Source organism: Brenneria rubrifaciens (assembly GCF_005484945.1).
In the GTDB taxonomy this organism is placed as follows: domain Bacteria; phylum Pseudomonadota; class Gammaproteobacteria; order Enterobacterales; family Enterobacteriaceae; genus Brenneria; species Brenneria rubrifaciens.
The window spans coordinates 240921-258465 of record NZ_CP034035.1; the positions used below are offsets into that span (position 1 = coordinate 240921).

The following is a 17545-nucleotide window of genomic DNA, read 5'->3' on the forward strand; positions in this document are numbered from 1 at the left end:
ACCTCTTACTGCGCCAGTACCCGCAGCTCGGCTGCGGAACGGCTACGGTGACCCAACAACGCCTTCACATCACTTGACTTCGGTTTCACCAGAGCAAATCTCGCTGCCCATACCGGCCAGTTGGCGAGGATCTCTTCCCCGCGTTGTGAACCGGTGTGCTGCACATGCTCGGTGATCAGGCCGCGCAAATGCTCTTCATGGATCGCCAACTGCTCCACACCCAGCACTTCTACCAGTTCAGGGTTGACGCGCTTACGAAATTCGCCGTCCTCGTCCAGAACGTAAGCGAAACCGCCGGTCATACCCGCGCCAAAGTTAATACCGGTACGGCCCAGCACGCAGACAATACCGCCCGTCATGTATTCGCAGCCATTGTCACCGATGCCTTCCACCACGGTAATTGCGCCGGAGTTACGTACGGCGAAACGCTCACCCGCCCGGCCAGCGGCAAACAGCTTGCCGCCGGTTGCGCCGTACAGACAGGTGTTGCCGATGATACTTGCCTCGTGGGTGCGGAACGCAGAGCCGACGGGGGGACGAACGGAAATGCTACCGCCAGCCATGCCCTTGCCCACGTAGTCATTGGCGTCGCCGGTCAGCGTCAATTCGACGCCGCCTGCGTTCCAGACTCCAAAGCTCTGCCCGGCCGTGCCGGAGAAGTAGGCTTTGATCGGATCGCTTGCCAGCCCCTGATCGCCGTATTTGGCGGCAATCACGCCCGACAGGGTCGCGCCGACAGAGCGGTCGGTATTGCGGATGTCGAAATAGAGCGTTTTGCTCTGTTTGGCATCCACATGCGGCTGCGCCTGCGTCAGCAGTTCTTTATTAAGCAAACCTTTGTCGAATGACGGGTTGCTCTCGGTACAGTACAGCGCTTTGCCCGGATGAGGCTTGGCGGTATGCAGCAACGGGGACAGATCCAGCTTGTTCTGTTTAGCGGTAAAACCGTCCAGATCGATCAGCAGATCGGTGCGGCCAATCAAATCCACCAGGCGGCTTACGCCCAGTTCGGCCATCAGCATCCGGGTTTCGTGCGCAATGAACTGGAAATAGTTGGTGACGCGTTCCGGCAGACCGTGATAGTGGTCGCGGCGCAGCTTTTCGTCTTGCGTTGCGACACCGGTCGCACAGTTGTTCAGGTGACAGATACGCAGGTATTTACACCCCAGCGCGACCATCGGGCCGGTACCGAATCCAAAGCTCTCCGCGCCCAGAATCGCGGCTTTGACGATGTCCAGCCCGGTTTTCAGGCCGCCGTCCACCTGCAAGCGAATTTTGTGGCGCAACCCATTGGCGACCAGCGCCTGCTGCGTTTCCACCAGACCCAATTCCCACGGACAGCCGGCATATTTCACGGAGGTCAGCGGACTGGCCCCTGTTCCCCCATCGTAACCGGCAATGGTGATCAGGTCGGCATAGGCTTTGGCCACGCCCGTCGCGATAGTGCCGACGCCCGGTTCGGAAACCAGTTTTACCGAGATCATGGCCTTCGGATTGATCTGTTTCAGATCGAAAATCAGTTGCGCCAGATCTTCGATTGAATAGATGTCATGGTGCGGCGGCGGTGAAATCAACGTCACCCCCGGCACGGAGTAGCGCAGTCGGGCGATGTACGGCGTTACCTTATCCCCCGGCAACTGACCGCCTTCACCGGGTTTGGCGCCTTGCGCCACTTTAATTTGAATGACATCGGCATTGACCAGATAGGCTGGCGTCACGCCAAAACGACCGGAGGCCACCTGCTTGATGCGGGAAACCTTGTTGGTGCCGTAACGCGCCGGATCTTCACCGCCTTCGCCGGAGTTGGAGAAGCCACCCAGACCGTTCATGGCTTCAGCCAGCGATTCATGGGCTTCCGGGCTGAGCGCGCCAATCGACATCGCCGCGGTATCAAAGCGCTTGAACATCTCGGTTACCGGCTCGACGTCGTCGATGGAAATGGCGGCGCCTTCCTGCGGTTTCAACGCCAGCAGGTCGCGCAGGGTGGCGACTGGACGCGCGTTCACCAGCCTGGCGTATTGTTCGTAATCGCTGTATTCGCCGCTTTTAACCGCCGCTTGCAGCGTGGTGACCACATCCGGGTTGTAGGCGTGGTATTCGCCGCCGTGAACAAACTTCAGCAGACCGCCTTGTTCCAGCGTTTTGCGTTTCAACCAGGCGCGTTTAGAGAGATTCAGCAGGTCCTGCTCAAAATCACTGAAGTTGGCACCGCCTATACGGCTGACCACGCCCTGGAAACATTGCGTAGAAACGTCTTTATGCAGCCCCACAGCCTCAAACAGTTTGGCGCAGCGATACGAGGCGACGGTCGATATGCCCATTTTGGACATGATCTTGTAAAGCCCTTTATTGATGCCGTTACGGTAGTTCAACATCACCGCACGGCAGGGTTTGTCGATCGTGTGGTTATCCACCATCCGCGCCAGCGTTTCGTAGGCGAGGTAAGGATAGATAGCGGTGGCGCCGAAACCTAACAGCACCGCAAAGTGGTGCGGATCGCGCGCGCTGGCTGTTTCAACAATGATGTTGGCGTCGCACCGCAGGCTTTTTTCAACCAGACGCTGCTGAATGGCGCCAACGGCCATCGGCGCAGGCACTGGCAGACGTTGCGCGGAGATACCACGGTCGGACAACACCAGCAAAACGGCGCCATCACGCACTTTGTTCTCGGCATCATTGCAGAGTTTCTCAATCGTCTCTTGCAGCGTCTGTTTTTCCGGCTCGAACGTCAGATCCAGCACATCGGCGCGGTAATGCTGCTGATCTTGTGAAATCAACTGGTTGAAATCGGAATAAAGCAGGATCGGCGATTTAAAGCTCAAACGGTGAGCCTGACCTTCCGCTTCACAAAACACGTTCATTTCGCGGCCGATACAGGTTGCCAGCGACATCACGTGCGCTTCACGCAGCGGATCGATTGGCGGGTTGGTCACCTGCGCAAACTGCTGACGGAAATAGTCGTAGATGATACGCGGACGGCTGGAAAGGACGGCGAATGGCGTGTCGTCACCCATCGAGCCAGTGGCTTCCTGACCGTTCTCACCCAGCACGCGGATGATCTGATCCAACTCTTCGCTGCTGTAACCAAACTGCTTCTGATAGGTATCCAGCAGCGTGTCGTCGAATTCGCGGTTGCCGACCCGATCGTCCGGCAACGCTTCAAACGGCACCAGACGCTGGACGTTCTTCTCCATCCATTCCTTATACGGATGACGGCTTTTCAGATCGTTATCCGTTTCGGCCGAATGCAGGATACGACCGTGGCGGGTATCAATCACCATCAGCTCGCCTGGCCCGACGCGCCCTTTCTCAACCACTTCATCCGGCTGATAATCCCAGATGCCCACTTCAGACGCGCAGGTAATCAGTTTGTCTTTGGTGATGACGTAGCGCGCCGGGCGCAGACCGTTACGATCCAGGTTGCAGGCGGCATAGCGGCCATCGGACATCACGATGCCGGCCGGGCCGTCCCACGGCTCCATATGCATGGAGTTGAAGTCGAAGAAGGCGCGCAGTTCGGGGTCCATATCCGGGTTGTTCTGCCAGGCGGGGGGCACCAACAGACGCATGGCGCGGATGATGTCCATCCCGCCGCTGAGGAACAGTTCCAGCATATTATCCAATGAGCTGGAGTCGGAGCCGGTTTCGTTGACGAACGGCGCGGCGTCTTGCAAATCAGGGATCAGCGGCGTTTTGAATTTATAGGCACGGGCGCGCGCCCATTGACGGTTGCCGGCAATGGTGTTGATCTCGCCGTTGTGCGCCAGATAGCGGAATGGCTGCGCCAGCGGCCAGCGCGGCACCGTGTTGGTAGAGAAACGCTGGTGGAACAGGCAGATTGACGATTCCAGACGCAGGTCGGCCAGATCAAGATAGAACCGCGGCAGATCCGCAGGCATGCACAAGCCTTTATAGATGGTGACCAGATTGGAAAAACTGCAAACGTAGAATTCTTTGTCTTCAATGCGTTTTTCGATACGCCGACGCGCCATGAACAAACGGCGTTCCATATCACTCTGTAACCAGCCAGCCGGGGCGTTGACAAAGATTTGTTCAATGCGCGGCAGGGATGACAGGGCGATTTCGCCCAGTACATCAGGGTTGGTCGGCACTTCACGCCAGCCAAGTACCGAAAGCGTTTCGTTTTGCAACTCTTCTTCTACAATCCGGCGAGTGTTCAGCGCCAGATCTTCATCCTGATTGAGAAACATCATGCCAACGGCATAATTTTTGGCTAAGCGCCAGCCGCGCTCTTCAGCGACCAGACGAAAGAAACGATCGGGTTTTTGAAGTAATAAGCCACAGCCGTCGCCGGTCTTGCCGTCAGCAAGGATCGCGCCACGGTGTTGCATACGGGCAAGTGCGTGAATCGCGGTACGCACGACTTTGTGGCTCGGTTCACCTTCTATATGGGCGATCAATCCGAAACCACAGTTGTCTCTCTCTTGGGATGCATCGTACAACATATTAGTGAACCTCCCCAGGCTCTGTGTGACTCTCACAACCTACTGCGAGAAAGCACCTTGGCGTCGAGCGACTCTTAATCCTGCCGCTCTCTTCTTCGGCCTCTCGTGACGGTCTCACAAGTGGTAAATGACTTGTTTTTAGAGGGAGTCTTCGTTTAATGCATAAATATGACGAGTCGCGGACCCATCAGGAAAGCTTCCAGCGGATCCCCAAATTAGCGAGAAAGCCTGTTCAGGTCAAATATCAATGGAAAATGTGTTAATAAGGTATAATTTTAAATTATATCTATGAAACATAATGATTTTTTTGGTAAAAACAGGATGTGGGAGTGATATTGGATTAGATCGAACTGTGAGCTGTATCACTATATCAGCCTCATAATGTCTCCGCTACATGCTGCTATATTCCTGCTTTTTGGCATCTTACACTGCTTAAGATGCATTTTTTGATTTATGCCACTGTTTTACGTTTATTCGTCATTTTTTAATGAAGTCAAGTGAGTGGATAAGAAAAATTAATCAGCGAAGATGTGATTTTATTTGCACTAAAAGCGAATAAACATTCATTTTAATGGAATTGATGGGGTTGATCCGCGTCATCGCGTGCGGATGATTGACAGAGTAGGCTGCTCTTCATTCAAAAGGGCTGGACATAGTATGCAATTACAAAAATTAATCAATATGTTTGGTGGAAATCTCCAACGTCGTTATGGGGAGAAGATACATAAGCTCTCACTGCATGGCGGCTTTAATTGTCCAAATCGTGATGGAACGTTGGGGCGCGGCGGCTGTACCTTCTGTAACGTCGCGTCTTTTGCCGATGAGCAGATGCGGCAGCGCTCTATTGCCGGACAGTTGGAAGCGCAGGCGGGGAAAGTAAACCGGGCAAAACGCTATCTGGCCTATTTTCAGGCTTACACCAGCACCTATGCCGAAGTTAAGGCGCTGGAAAGCCTGTATCAGGAAGCGTTGAGACAAACCGAAATGGTGGGGATATGTGTCGGAACCCGTCCTGACTGCGTGCCTGACGCGGTGCTGGATCTGTTGTCCGGCTATCGTCAGCACGGCTATGAAGTCTGGCTGGAACTGGGTCTACAGAGCGGCAGCGATAAAACATTACGCCGTATTAACCGCGGCCATGACTTTGCGTGTTATCAGCAGACGGTAAGGCGTGCCCGCGAACGGGGGCTGAACGTATGCTGTCATCTGATCGTCGGTCTGCCGGGAGAGGATGCGCGGTGCTGTTTATCGACGCTGGAACAGGTGATTGAAACCGGCGTCGAGGGGATTAAGCTTCATCCTTTGCACATCGTGGAAGGCAGTATCATGGCCAAAGCCTGGCGTGCGGGGCGATTGTCCGTCCTGACGCTGGAGCAATATATTGAGATGGCTGGTGAGATGATTCGCCACACGCCGCCCGAAATTGTTTACCATCGAGTCTCAGCCAGCGCCCGCCGCCCGACGCTGCTGGCGCCGCTTTGGTGCGAAAACCGCTGGAGCGGCATGGTCGGGCTGGATCGCTACTTGCAAACGCACGGCGTACAGGGATCGGCGCTGGGCAGACCCTATCGGTACGATAACTGAACCAGAGCGACTTCCGTGGTTTAGATGATTGATTGGCGTGCATTGGCGCATCTGGCGGTGAGTCTTCGATGCCAGCGCCGCCGCGCCGCCAATTTACGATATGATTTGGTGGTTCGTGACTAAGGGAAACCGCTATGAAGCAAATCCGACTGTTGGCTCAGTACTATGTTGATTTGATGGTAAAACTGGGGCTTGTCCGTTTTTCACTGCTGTTGGCTTCGGTATTGGTGCTGCTGGCGATGGTGGTGCAGATGGCCGTTACGCTGTTGCTCAGCGGAACGGTGGAAAGTATCGATGTTGTTCGTTCTGTCTTTTTCGGGCTGCTGATTACACCCTGGGCGGTTTACTTCCTTTCCGTCGTGGTAGAGCAACTTGAGGAATCACGCCAGCGATTGGCAAAGCTGGTAGCGAAGCTGGAAGAAATGCGGCACCGGGATTTGGAGTTGAATGCGCAGCTTCAGGGCAATATTGTCCAGCTCAATCAGGAAATTGCCGACCGTATCAAGTCGGAGGAGGCCAGGCTGAAGGTTGTGAGCCGTCTGAAAGACGAAATGGGGCGCCGTGAACAGGCGCAGATTGAGCTGGAACAACAGTCGGCGCTACTGCGCTCCTTTCTGGATGCGTCTCCCGATTTGGTTTATTACCGCAATGAAGACAAAGAGTTTTCTGGTTGTAACCGGGCGATGGAACTGCTGATTGGGAAAAGTCAGAAACAACTGATTGGCCTGACGCCGCGGGATGTTTACCCCCCAGATATTGCTGAAAAGGTAATGGAAACGGACGAGAAAGTGTTCCGCCACAATGTTTCCCTGACGTATGAACAATGGCTGGTCTATCCCGATGGCCGTAAAGCCTGTTTTGAATTACGCAAAGTGCCCTTCTACGACCGTATGGGAAAACGTCACGGACTGATGGGCTTTGGACGCGATATAACGGAGCGTAAGCGCTACCAAGACGCATTGGAAAACGCCAGTAGGGAGAAGACGACATTTATCTCAACGATCAGCCACGAGCTGCGTACGCCGCTTAATGGCATTGTCGGGTTGAGTCGCATCCTGCTGGATACGCAACTGGACCCGGAGCAGCAGAAGTATCTGAAAACGATTCACGTCAGTGCCATTACGCTGGGTAATATTTTCAACGATGTCATTGAAATGGACAAACAGGAGCGCCGGAAGGTGCAACTGGACAATCAGCCGATAGATTTCACCGGTTTTCTGGTCGATCTGGAGAATCTGGGCGGATTGCTTGCGCAGCCTAAAGGCTTGAAGCTGGTTATGGAACTGCATCAGCCGCTGCCCCAGCAAGTCATTACCGATGGCACGCGCCTGCGGCAGATTCTGTGGAACCTGCTCAGCAACGCCGTGAAATTTACGCCGGAGGGAAAAATTGTCGTGCGGGTGTGGCATGAGCAAGGCAATCGCCTGCGTTTTGACGTCGAAGATTCCGGTATGGGGATTCCGCCGGATGAGTTGGAAAAAATCTTTGCCATGTACTATCAGGTGAAGGATCAGAATGGCGGTAAACCGGCGACCGGTACGGGAATTGGTTTATCCGTCTCCAAGCGGCTGGCTCAAAGCATGGGCGGCGATATTCAGGTTATCAGTGCGCAGGGCAAAGGCTCCTGTTTTACCCTGACCGTGACGGCGCCAGGCGTTGACGAAACCCGCGGGAATGCGGACGCCGATGATGATATGCCGTTACCGGCGCTGCATGTTCTCTTGGTCGAAGACATTGAATTAAACGTGGTGGTGGCCCGTTCGGTGCTGGAAAGACTGGGCAACAGCGTGGAAGTGGCCATGACCGGGCAGGATGCGCTGAACATGTTCGATCCCGATGAGTTTGATTTGGTACTGCTGGATATTCAACTGCCGGATATGACCGGACTGGACGTCGCCCGTCAACTACGCCAGCACTATGCCGACCGCAGCCTGCCGCCGCTGGTGGCGCTAACCGCCAACGTGCTGAAAGATAAAAAAGAGTATCTGGATGCGGGCATGGATGACGTGCTGAGCAAACCGTTGTCAGTTCCTGCGTTAACCGCGGTAATCAAACAATATTGGGATTATCAGTCTGCGCAAGGCAATGCGCCCGATGTGGCGAAAAAAGGGGACGAATTGGTGAATGAGAAACTGCTGGATGTTGCGATGCTTGAGCAGTATCTGGATCTGGTGGGGCCTAAATTAATCCATCAAAGTCTGGATATGTTTGAACAGATGATGCCGGGCTATCTGGAGATTCTTGATTCCAACATGACGGCGCGCGATCAGAAAGGCATCACCGAAGAGGGCCATAAGATCAAAGGGGCCGCCGGTTCTGTGGGACTTCGTCATCTGCAACAGGTGGCGCAGCAGATTCAAACGCCGACATTGCCTGCATGGTGGGATAATGTGCAGGAATGGATTGACGAGCTCAAACACGACTGGCGTCATGATGTTCAGGTTCTGCGAAACTGGGTCGCCGAGGCAGAGTCACGGGGATCTGGCGAGTAAAAAGCGGGTAGCGGGGGCTGTGTGGGACAGGGAGTCAACAGCGGTGTGGTGGGGTAAAAAAAAATGACCCCGACCGAAGCCGGGGTGCGCGAATTATGCGCCAACACCAGGGAAATCATGCACCTGCATTTAGATATCAGGGTTCGTGAGCTCGCAAGTGCGGGTATTACCGCTTAAGCTAAAACGTTATAGTCTCAACTAAAGCACATCTTCATCAAGCAACAAAATAGCAAATATGGACATCATTGTTACAAGAATCATTAAAATGTGTGATGTAGATTAGTGTTTGTCAATTAAAAAATCAATTAGTTGATGTGATGAAATGAGGGAAAAAATGATGAAAAGAGTCGGTATCGTCCTGAGCGGGTGTGGTGTTTTTGATGGTTCGGAGATTCACGAAGCGGTATTGACGCTGCTGGCGCTGGATCGCGCTGGTGCAGAAGCGGTTTGCTTTGCGCCGGATAAACCGCAGCTTCATGTCGTTAATCATCTGACAGGCGAGGTAACCAATGAGAATCGAAACGTTTTAGCTGAGTCTGCCCGGATTGTCAGAGGAAAGATCCAGCCGCTTTCAACGGCTGATGCGCACCAGCTCGATGCATTGATCGTTCCCGGAGGTTTCGGGGCAGCTAAAAATTTAAGCGACTTTGCCACGCAAGGCTCAGCCTGTCAGGTCGATGAATTTTTGAAATTACTCACCCAGGAAATGTATAAGCAAAATAAACCAATGGGCTTTATTTGTATCGCCCCGGCGCTATTGCCGGCGCTCTTAGGTGAGCCTATCCGGGTGACCATTGGTAACAATATCGATACGGCGGAAGCCATTGAGGAAATGGGCGGGATTCATGTGGTTTGCCCGGTAGACGATATTGTGGTTGACGCCGGGCACAAAATTGTTACGACGCCAGCCTATATGCTCGCCAATTCAATCAGTGAAGCGGCGAAGGGGATTGATAAGCTGGTGTTGCGCGTACTGGATTTTATTGAATGAGATTCAGACGGCGCAGCACAGGGGTGCTGATGCGTCTTAAGCGTCTGGTCGTTAGAGGGGGTCTGACGATATTGGGGCTATGGCTGGCGGGGATTGCGCTGTTTTCGTTTCTGCCGGTTCCGTTTTCGGCGGTTATGGTTGATCGTCAGCTTAGCGCATGGCTGAGCGGCGATTTTCACTATGTCGCCCGCTCGGACTGGGTCTCAGTGGATGAGATCGCGCCAGTGATGGCGCTGGCTGTGATCGCTGCCGAAGATCAGAAGTTCCCGCAACACTGGGGGTTTGATCTGGATGCCATCAACCTGGCGTTAAAGCATAACGAGCGGAATACACAGCGCGTACGCGGGGCATCGACACTCTCTCAACAGACGGTAAAAAATTTGTTTTTGTGGGATGGTCGCAGCTGGCTGCGCAAAGGTCTTGAGGCCGGGATCACCGCCGCGGTGGAACTGGTCTGGTCCAAACGGCGGATTTTAACGGTCTATCTTAATATCGCCGAATTCGGTCCCGGCCTTTTTGGGGTGGAAGCGGCGGCTAACCATTATTTCAATAAATCAGCCAGTCGGTTAACGGCTAGCGAGGCGGCGTTGCTGGCGGCGGTATTACCCAACCCGATTCGTTTTCGGGCGAATGCGCCTTCCGGCTATGTGATTCAGCGCCAGCAATGGATTTTACGCCAGATGCGTCAGATGGGCGGCGAGGCGTTTTTGCGCGCCAATGGCTTGTTGGACTAAAAGGATGGTCGGAATGCAAGGCCGGGAGCAGGTGGCGTGATCCATCAGCGTTTTTCGCTGAATATCGCATTCTGTCGCCACAAAAAACCGCTGATGACAACATCAGCGGTTGAGATTTTACGCGCGGAGAAAGGTTATTTCAGGTAGGTAAAGGCGGTGGTGACATGTTTCACCCCGCTGACTTTACTGGCAATTTCCGCAGCTGAAGCCCCTTCACGTTGAGTCACTATACCTAACAGGAAGACTTCTCCGTTTTCAGTAGTGACTTTCACGTTGGATGATTTAACCGTGTCGCTCGCCAGGATCTGTGAGCGAACTTTGGTGGTAATCCAGGTATCCATCGAAGCGGTTCCGAGTGAAACCGGTTTACCCTGACGAATTTCGTTGTACACCTCGACCGCACCTTCCACGCCGAGGGCAATCTGTTTAGCTCGATTTGAGAGTTCTGTCGTTGGGGCTTGCCCTGTCAGCAGTACTTTCCCTTGATAAACGGTAGCAACAATGCGAGCGCCTTTTTTCAACTGCTCATCTTTGTTGATGGCATTCGCTACGCGAACTTCCAACGTACTGTCGTCAACCTGCGTCCCCACCGTGCGGGGGTCGGTGGCGCTTTTTGTGGCTACCGCTGCGCTTCCGACCACTACCGCGCCGACACAGCCTTGTAGCAGCAGGGCGATAGCCAACACGGCAAATGCAGAACTTATCCTCATGTAGTGCTCCTCAATCGTTCTGGTGTGGAAAAAGGGTGTTATCAATTAAATCGCACAGGCAGTTAACGGTCAGCATGTGCATTTCCTGAATACGGGCGCTGCGGTGCGAAGGGATGCGAATTTCCACATCCTGTGGACCAAGCAGTCCGGCCAGTTCACCGCCATCATAACCGGTTAGCGCGACGATGTTCATATCTCTGGTTACCGCCGCTTCCACGGCTTTGACGATGTCGCGGCTATTGCCGCGCGTCGAGATCGCCAGTAACACATCGCCAGCTTGTCCCAGCGCCCGGACCTGTTTTGCATAGACCTCTTCATGTAATCGATCGTTAGCTATCGCAGTTAAGACCACGTTATCAGCATTAAGTGCAATGGCCGGCAAACTGGGGCGCTCAGCTTCAAAGCGATTGATCATGCTTGCGGCAAAATGCTGCGAGTTGGCTGCTGATGTTCCGTTGCCACAGCTCAGAATTTTGTTGCCGTTCAGCAGACACTGCACCAAGGCGACGGCGCCGCGGGAAATGGCGTCGGGCAAGGCTTCTGCGGCAGCGATCTGCGTTTGAATGCTCTCGGTAAAACAAACTTTTATTCTATCCAGCACGTTGAATTAACCTACTTTAATTGAAGTCCATGAAGCGCGTTTCATCCCTGGGCATTAAAGGCGTTAGGGAGCCAGGTAAACTGATCGCCGGTAATCGCCAGCACATCGAAACGACAGTCCACCGTATCAAAGCTGGCGCCATGCTGAGCAAGCCAGACGGCGGCGGCGTGCAGCAGCCGTTGCCGTTTACGATAGGTAACGCTGGCCGCCGCGCCGCCGAAGTCCGCGTTTCGTCGATATCGCACTTCCACAAATACCCAGGTTTGCTGGTCGCGCATCACTAAATCAAGCTCGCCGCCGCGCAACGTGATATTGGCCGCGGCGAAGGTTAAGCCGGCGCGTTCAAGATAGCGCCGGGCCTGCTGCTCATAACGGGCGCCTGTCGCGCGCCGGTTCAGGATGCTGGCACCAGTTGTCCCTGACGATATTGCAGCCAGGTCAGTTGACGATTGATGGTGCAATCTTGTGTGGCGCTCAATATACCGGTGGCGCCGGCGATCTGCTGGCCTGGAATCTGGCGCATTTCACCAAAATGGTTGGCGAGAGTCCAGGCATCCATTCCCATCGCATACAGGCGAACCAATGAGTAGTCGTTTTTGAACTGACTGCTCACCTGTTGCATCAGTGCAGGGTTTGCGCCTGTCAGCAGCGGAATGTCGCTGAATTGCAACCCTTCCATTTCAAGACGGAAATCAGGGCCGCTACCCGCCTGGAAACTGCGTGAGCTGGCATACAGCGCCGGACGCGAACGCGATGAGGTGCGCATATCGATCATCGGTTTGATCAGCGCCAGCTCGTCCGGTGTTGCGATGATGTACACCGCATCGATATTAGCGCTGGTGGAGGAACTCACCGTTGGCTGTACCTGTGCGGGGATGGTCAAACCGGCAACGGTCGTCCCCGGTTGAGTCTGGTCAGGCTCAGTATTGACGGGCTGACCGCTCAGGCTTAATCCGGCGCCGCTATTGATGGCTTGTTTTAATTCAGACACGTTGCCAAAGCGTTGCTGCAACAAGCCGCCGCCACCTTGTTCAGTCCATGCCTGAGCAAAAGCGTTGACGATACGGTCGCCCAAATTGCCGCGCGGCACCAGCAGCAATGGTTGTTGCTTGCCCTGCTGCTGAATAAATTTCGCGGCATCACGGGCTTCATCTTCCGGCGACAACGCGAAATAGCAAATATTGGGGGTGTATTGCACATGTTCCGGCTGGTTAAGCGCCAGAATGTTGAGGGGAGATTGTTGGTCGGCTAGCTGTTCCACTTCGTTTTTCAGCAACGGCCCGATGACCAGCGAGGCGCCGTCCTGCTGTGCTTGCGCCAGTATGTTTGCCAGCGGTTGCGAGGAGGTGTCGTAGACTTTCACTGGCAGCGAACTGACCTGATTGACTGAAGCCTGCTGGTCAACCGGAGCAGGGCTGGTTTCAGGGGTAATCTGCTCGCTGTATTCAGGCGGTTGCGGTGTGTCCAGGCTCTCCGCGACGGCGGCATCTGAATCAGGTTCTCCTGTCTGATCGTCCGTGAGTGGCAGGTCGGCGGGCGCGGCGGCGGCCATTGTCGCCTGACCGTTTTTCGCGGCATTGAATCCCTGCTGGATGGCGTTGGCAAAAACTTGCGCCTGACCGTTTAGCGGCAGCAGCAGAGCGATGCTGTTAACGGCGGCCTGCTGGGAGTTAATGAGCTGATCCAACTGCTTCGGCAGTGTTTTCGCGGCTGGATGATGTGGATAGCGGGTTTGCCAGTCCAATATCGCCGCTTTTAACTGATCCGGGGATTGGCGGTTAGTCTGAAAAGTATTCAGCAGATCCACCCAGCCGGCCAGCGTGTTCTCATTGGCATTGATCAATAATGATCCCGATTCCTGCGGACTCATTTGCGTCAGCGCCTGCCAGGTCTGATCGAGATTCGACTGATGCGCGTTACCTTGCAGCATCGGCTCCAGAGCAATATAGGCGCGCAGCAGCGTGATAGAGGGGCGTCCCTGACTGGCGTTAATCTGCGCCTGATAGTAGCGGCGTTGCTGCTGTTCGCTGAGCGCGTTGACGTCCAACTGGCTCAGGGCCGCATTCGCCGCGTCCGGGTTGTTCTGTGCGTCGGACAGTTCCGCGTGGAGCAATTGATGTTCGCGTTTTTGCGCATCGCTTAAGTTCTCCGGCAATGCGTTAAACAGCTGGCTAGCCTGAGGTACTTTGCCTTCCTGTATGAGAGAACGAATCGCAAGTAATTGCCAGCTAGCCTTGTTATCATCGCTGCTCTGCTGCATCTGTTGCAGATAATAATCAGATGAGGCATCGGCTCTGCCTTTAACCTCGGGCGGCGGGCTTTGCGGCGCCTGACTTGGACAGCCCGCAAGAAACAATGCCGCTAACAAAACAGGGATAACGCGCCCTGCCTGGGTACGGACGAAATGAAAGGAAAGCATACTGTATCCAGTGGTTTTTTATAAAGATGCTCAATATTAAATCGGCAACCCGGATGAAACAATGAATCACGACCAACAAGCAGACATTTCTGCATCAACCCTCTACATTGTCCCTACGCCGATCGGCAATCTGGGCGATATCACTCAGCGTGCGTTGGCGGTGTTGCAGCGTGTTGATTTGATTGCCGCTGAGGATACCCGTCATACCGGCCTGCTGTTACAACATTTTGCCATTAATGCGCGGCTGTTCGCATTGCACGATCACAATGAACAGCAGAAAGCAGACACATTGCTGGCGAAATTGCAGTCTGGACAAAGCATTGCACTGGTTTCCGACGCGGGGACGCCGCTGATTAACGACCCCGGCTATCATCTGGTAAGGCGCTGCCGTGAAGCCGGTATCCGCGTTGTCCCCTTGCCGGGCGCTTGTGCGGCCATTGCCGCGCTGTCGGCGGCGGGACTGCCCTCCGATCGTTTTTGCTATGAAGGTTTTCTGCCCGCCAGAACCAAAGCGCGAAAAGATGCGCTGCGCGAACGGCTGGAAGAACCGCGGACGCTGATTTTTTACGAATCAACGCACCGGCTGCTCGATAGCCTACAGGACATGGTCGAGGTCATGGGCGCGCGGCGCTATGTGGTACTGGCGCGGGAAATCACCAAAACCTGGGAGTCGATCCAGGGGGCGCCGGTGGGAGAGCTGCTGGCCTGGGTGAAGCAAGATGAAAATCGCCGAAAGGGCGAAATGGTGCTAATCGTCGAAGGCCACCAGGCGGATGAAAACGCGTTGCCGGCAGCGGCCTTGCATACGCTCTGTTTGTTGCGTACGGAACTGCCATTGAAAAAAGCCGCGGCGCTGGCGGCGGAAATTCATGGCGTGAAGAAAAACGCGCTTTATCGCTATGCGCTGGATCAAGAGGGTGACAGCGGTGAATCAGAGGATGACAAGTAGGACAATTTGTCCTATTATCCGCGCCGGAGTTGACCAGACAGTCGCCGCTTCATCGCCGTCCCTATCAGGGGTGTGGCTGGTGGAGGGGAGGAAAGTCCGGGCTCCATAGGGCAGGGTGCCAGGTAACGCCTGGGAGGCGCAAGCCTACGACCAGTGCAACAGAGAGCAAACCGCCGATGGCCCGCTCTACGCGGGTACAGGTAAGGGTGAAAGGGTGCGGTAAGAGCGCACCGCGCGGCTGGCAACAGTTCGCGGCACGGTAAACTCCACCCGGAGCAAGGCCAAATAGGGGTTCGCATGGTACGGCCCGTACTGAACCCGGGTAGGCTGCTTGAGCCAGTGAGTGATTGCTGGCCTAGATGAATGACTGTCCACGACAGAACCCGGCTTAACGGTCGACTCCAACTCTTTTGTAAAAAACCACCTCTTCAAAAAGGTGGTTTTTTTACTTTCTCCATCCCTTCAAATTTATTGAATCTCTTCATCATCGATATCCGGCTTTCTCGGCAGTTCAATGGGTGTAAAGTCGTTGCCATAGTGCGCTACGGCGTAACGCCGACATCTTTTTTCTGAGGATATTCTTATGAACAACGCTTCCCGGATGCCCGCTCTGTTCCTCGGCCATGGTAGCCCGATGAACGTGTTGGCGAACAATCCCTATACCAAAGCATGGCAGGCGCTGGGCGAATCATTGCCGCGGCCAAAAGCCATCGTTGCCGTTTCAGCCCATTGGTACACGCGCGGTACGGCCGTGACAGCGATGGAGAAACCGAGAACCATCCATGATTTCGGTGGTTTCCCTCAGGCACTGTTTGACACAAAGTATCCCGCTCCCGGTTCGCCAGAACTGGCAGCGAGAATCCAGCAGGCGCTGGCACCGTATCCCGTCGCCGCCGATCAGAGCCAATGGGGATTGGATCATGGCGCCTGGGGCGTATTGATAAAAATGTATCCCAATGCGGATATCCCGGTGGTACAGCTTAGTGTGGATGGCACCCAGCCTGCGGCTTACCATTATGAGCTGGGGCGCAAGCTGGCCGCATTGCGCGATGAAGGCTTCATGATCGTTGCCAGCGGCAACGTCGTGCATAACCTGCGCATGATCAAATGGGACGGCGATGCGGATGCTTATCCGTGGGCGACGTCATTCAATCAGTTTGTGCGGGATAACCTGACCTATCAGGGCGATAACCATCCGCTGATAGACTTTATGCAGCACGAAGGCGCCGTGTTGTCCAATCCGACACCGGATCACTTTCTGCCGTTGCTCTACGCCCTGGGGAGTTGGGATGGCAAAGAGGCCATCACTATTCCGGTTGAAGGCATTGAAATGGGATCGCTGAGTATGCTGTCGGTGCAAGTGGGGTAAACGCCTGTCGGCGTAAAGGACGCGGGTTAACGACGCGCCCTTTTCATGCAGAGCCTCTAAATCAGTCCAGAATGATATGCGGGTAAAAGCGGGACAGGTCCTGCGTGATCAGTTGACGATCTTCGCGCATGCCGATACCACAAGGCTGGTCATTGACCAGCCAACTGCCGATCAGGGTGTAGCTGTCGCCGAATTTCGGCAGAGGGTGATACTGCTGGATAATTTTGCCTTCTTCACCGTATGGTCCTCCCACCGAGGCGATTTCTTTCCCGTTTTCCACGATTTGGATGTTGGCGCCTTCACGGGAAAACAACGGCTTGATAACGTAGTTTTCCATTACAGGGTGATCGTCTTCGGCAAAATAGGCGGGAAGCAGGTTAGGGTGATTCGGGAACATCTCCCACAGCATCGGCAGCAGTGCTTTATTGGAAATAATGATCTTCCAGGCAGGCTCCAGCCAGCGAACGCCAGCATCTTCCAACTTGGTGGAGAACATTTCGCGCAGCATGAATTCCCACGGATACAGCTTGAACAGGTTGCTGATAACCTGATTTTCCAGATCGGTAAACTGGCCTTTCTCACCAAGGCCGATTTCTTCCATGTACAGAAATTCGCCTGGCAACCCAGCTTCCAGCGCGCAATCCTGGAGATATTGCACCGTACCGCGGTCTTCTTCCGTATCTTGGCAGCAGGCAAAATGCACCAGCCCGAAGCCATGATTCAGCCTCAGATCTTCGAAACGTTCGATCAGCTTTTCCTGAATGCCATTGTACTGATCGGCAGTTGAAGGCAGTTGCCCTGACTGCATCTGATCTTCCAGCCACAGCCATTGGAAAAACGCGGATTCATAGAGCGAGGTCGGCGTATCGGCATTATTTTCCAGCAGTTTGGCAGGCGTCTTACCGTCATAAGCCAAATCGAGGCGGGAATAAAGCGACGGCTGATGGGTACGCCACGACGTTCTGACAAAATCCCAGGTATGCTTGGGAATGCGGAATTTCGTCAGCAGTTGTTCGCTGTTAACGACTTTATCCACCACTTGCAAACACATCTGATGCAATTCGGCCGTTGTGTCTTCGATCTCTTCGATTTGAGCGAGCGTAAACTGGTAATAGGCTTCTTCACACCAGTAGGGTTCCCCGTACAAGGTGTGAAAGTGGAAGCCGAATTCGGTCGCCTTTTCGCGCCAGTCTGGACGTTCTTGAATTTCTATCCGTTTCATCAAATATG

At 54.3% G+C, this 17545-nt stretch carries 12 protein-coding genes and 1 other RNA gene; 7 read left to right on the forward strand and 6 right to left on the reverse strand.

Annotated features, from left to right (window positions below; genetic code table 11):
* Positions 1–5: 5 nt before the first annotated feature.
* Positions 6–4466, reverse strand: coding sequence for a glutamate synthase large subunit (gene gltB / locus EH207_RS01200; protein ID WP_137712380.1), 4461 nt, complete (start codon positions 4464–4466; stop codon positions 6–8).
* Between the two features lie 657 nt (positions 4467–5123).
* Here gltB and mnmL point away from each other — a divergent pair.
* From mnmL to mtgA, 4 genes are all read left to right on the forward strand, one after another.
* A complete protein-coding gene (mnmL, locus tag EH207_RS01205) occupies positions 5124–6050 on the forward strand; it encodes a tRNA modification radical SAM protein MnmL/YtqA (protein WP_137712381.1) in 927 nt (308 codons plus the stop codon).
* A 134-nt stretch (positions 6051–6184) separates the two neighbouring features.
* Positions 6185–8542, forward strand: a complete 2358-nt coding sequence (gene arcB / locus EH207_RS01210) for an aerobic respiration two-component sensor histidine kinase ArcB (RefSeq protein WP_137712382.1) — start codon at positions 6185–6187, stop codon at positions 8540–8542.
* Positions 8543–8879: 337 nt separating this feature from the next.
* Positions 8880–9533 carry an isoprenoid biosynthesis glyoxalase ElbB gene (gene elbB, locus EH207_RS01215; protein ID WP_137715220.1) on the forward strand — a complete coding sequence of 218 codons (654 nt, stop codon included), beginning with the start codon at positions 8880–8882 and terminating at the stop codon, positions 9531–9533.
* The gene (gene mtgA / locus EH207_RS01220; RefSeq protein WP_137712383.1) at positions 9530–10267 is read left to right on the forward strand and encodes a monofunctional biosynthetic peptidoglycan transglycosylase; all 738 of its coding nucleotides are present in this window, start codon (positions 9530–9532) and stop codon (positions 10265–10267) included. The genes elbB and mtgA overlap by 4 nt, the downstream gene beginning before the upstream one ends.
* Before the next feature lie 134 nt (positions 10268–10401).
* Here mtgA and dolP read toward each other — a convergent pair whose 3' ends face one another.
* Genes dolP through EH207_RS01240 form a run of 4 tightly spaced genes read right to left on the reverse strand, consistent with a single transcriptional unit; the run spans position 10402 to position 13997 of the window.
* Positions 10402–10977, reverse strand: coding sequence for a division/outer membrane stress-associated lipid-binding lipoprotein (gene dolP, locus EH207_RS01225; protein WP_137712384.1), 576 nt, complete (start codon positions 10975–10977; stop codon positions 10402–10404).
* Between the two features lie 10 nt (positions 10978–10987).
* Positions 10988–11578 (reverse strand): DnaA initiator-associating protein DiaA, encoded by a 591-nt coding sequence (gene diaA, locus EH207_RS01230; RefSeq protein WP_137712385.1) that lies wholly within the window; start codon positions 11576–11578, stop codon positions 10988–10990.
* A gap of 41 nt (positions 11579–11619) precedes the next feature.
* On the reverse strand, positions 11620–11976 hold the full coding sequence (locus EH207_RS01235; protein ID WP_175413716.1) for a YraN family protein: 357 nt from the start codon (positions 11974–11976) through the stop codon (positions 11620–11622).
* Positions 11973–13997: a penicillin-binding protein activator gene (locus EH207_RS01240; RefSeq protein WP_137712386.1), complete on the reverse strand. Its 2025-nt coding sequence runs from the start codon at positions 13995–13997 to the stop codon at positions 11973–11975. The genes EH207_RS01235 and EH207_RS01240 overlap by 4 nt, the downstream gene beginning before the upstream one ends.
* 61 nt (positions 13998–14058) lie before the next feature.
* On the opposite strand from EH207_RS01240, the gene rsmI reads away from it, so the two are divergent.
* From rsmI to ygiD, 3 genes are all read left to right on the forward strand, one after another.
* The gene (gene rsmI, locus EH207_RS01245) at positions 14059–14946 is read left to right on the forward strand and encodes a 16S rRNA (cytidine(1402)-2'-O)-methyltransferase (protein ID WP_137712387.1); all 888 of its coding nucleotides are present in this window, start codon (positions 14059–14061) and stop codon (positions 14944–14946) included.
* A 25-nt stretch (positions 14947–14971) separates the two neighbouring features.
* An RNA gene (gene rnpB, locus EH207_RS01250) (RNase P RNA component class A) lies at positions 14972–15353 on the forward strand.
* Between the two features lie 176 nt (positions 15354–15529).
* Complete coding sequence (gene ygiD / locus EH207_RS01255) at positions 15530–16315, forward strand: 4,5-DOPA-extradiol-dioxygenase (protein WP_137712388.1); 786 nt, start codon at positions 15530–15532, stop codon at positions 16313–16315.
* A gap of 61 nt (positions 16316–16376) precedes the next feature.
* Here the strand turns inward: ygiD and EH207_RS01260 are convergent, their stop codons facing one another.
* Positions 16377–17537, reverse strand: a complete 1161-nt coding sequence (locus EH207_RS01260; RefSeq protein ID WP_137712389.1) for a glutathionylspermidine synthase family protein — start codon at positions 17535–17537, stop codon at positions 16377–16379.
* Between the last annotated feature and the right edge of the window lie 8 nt (positions 17538–17545).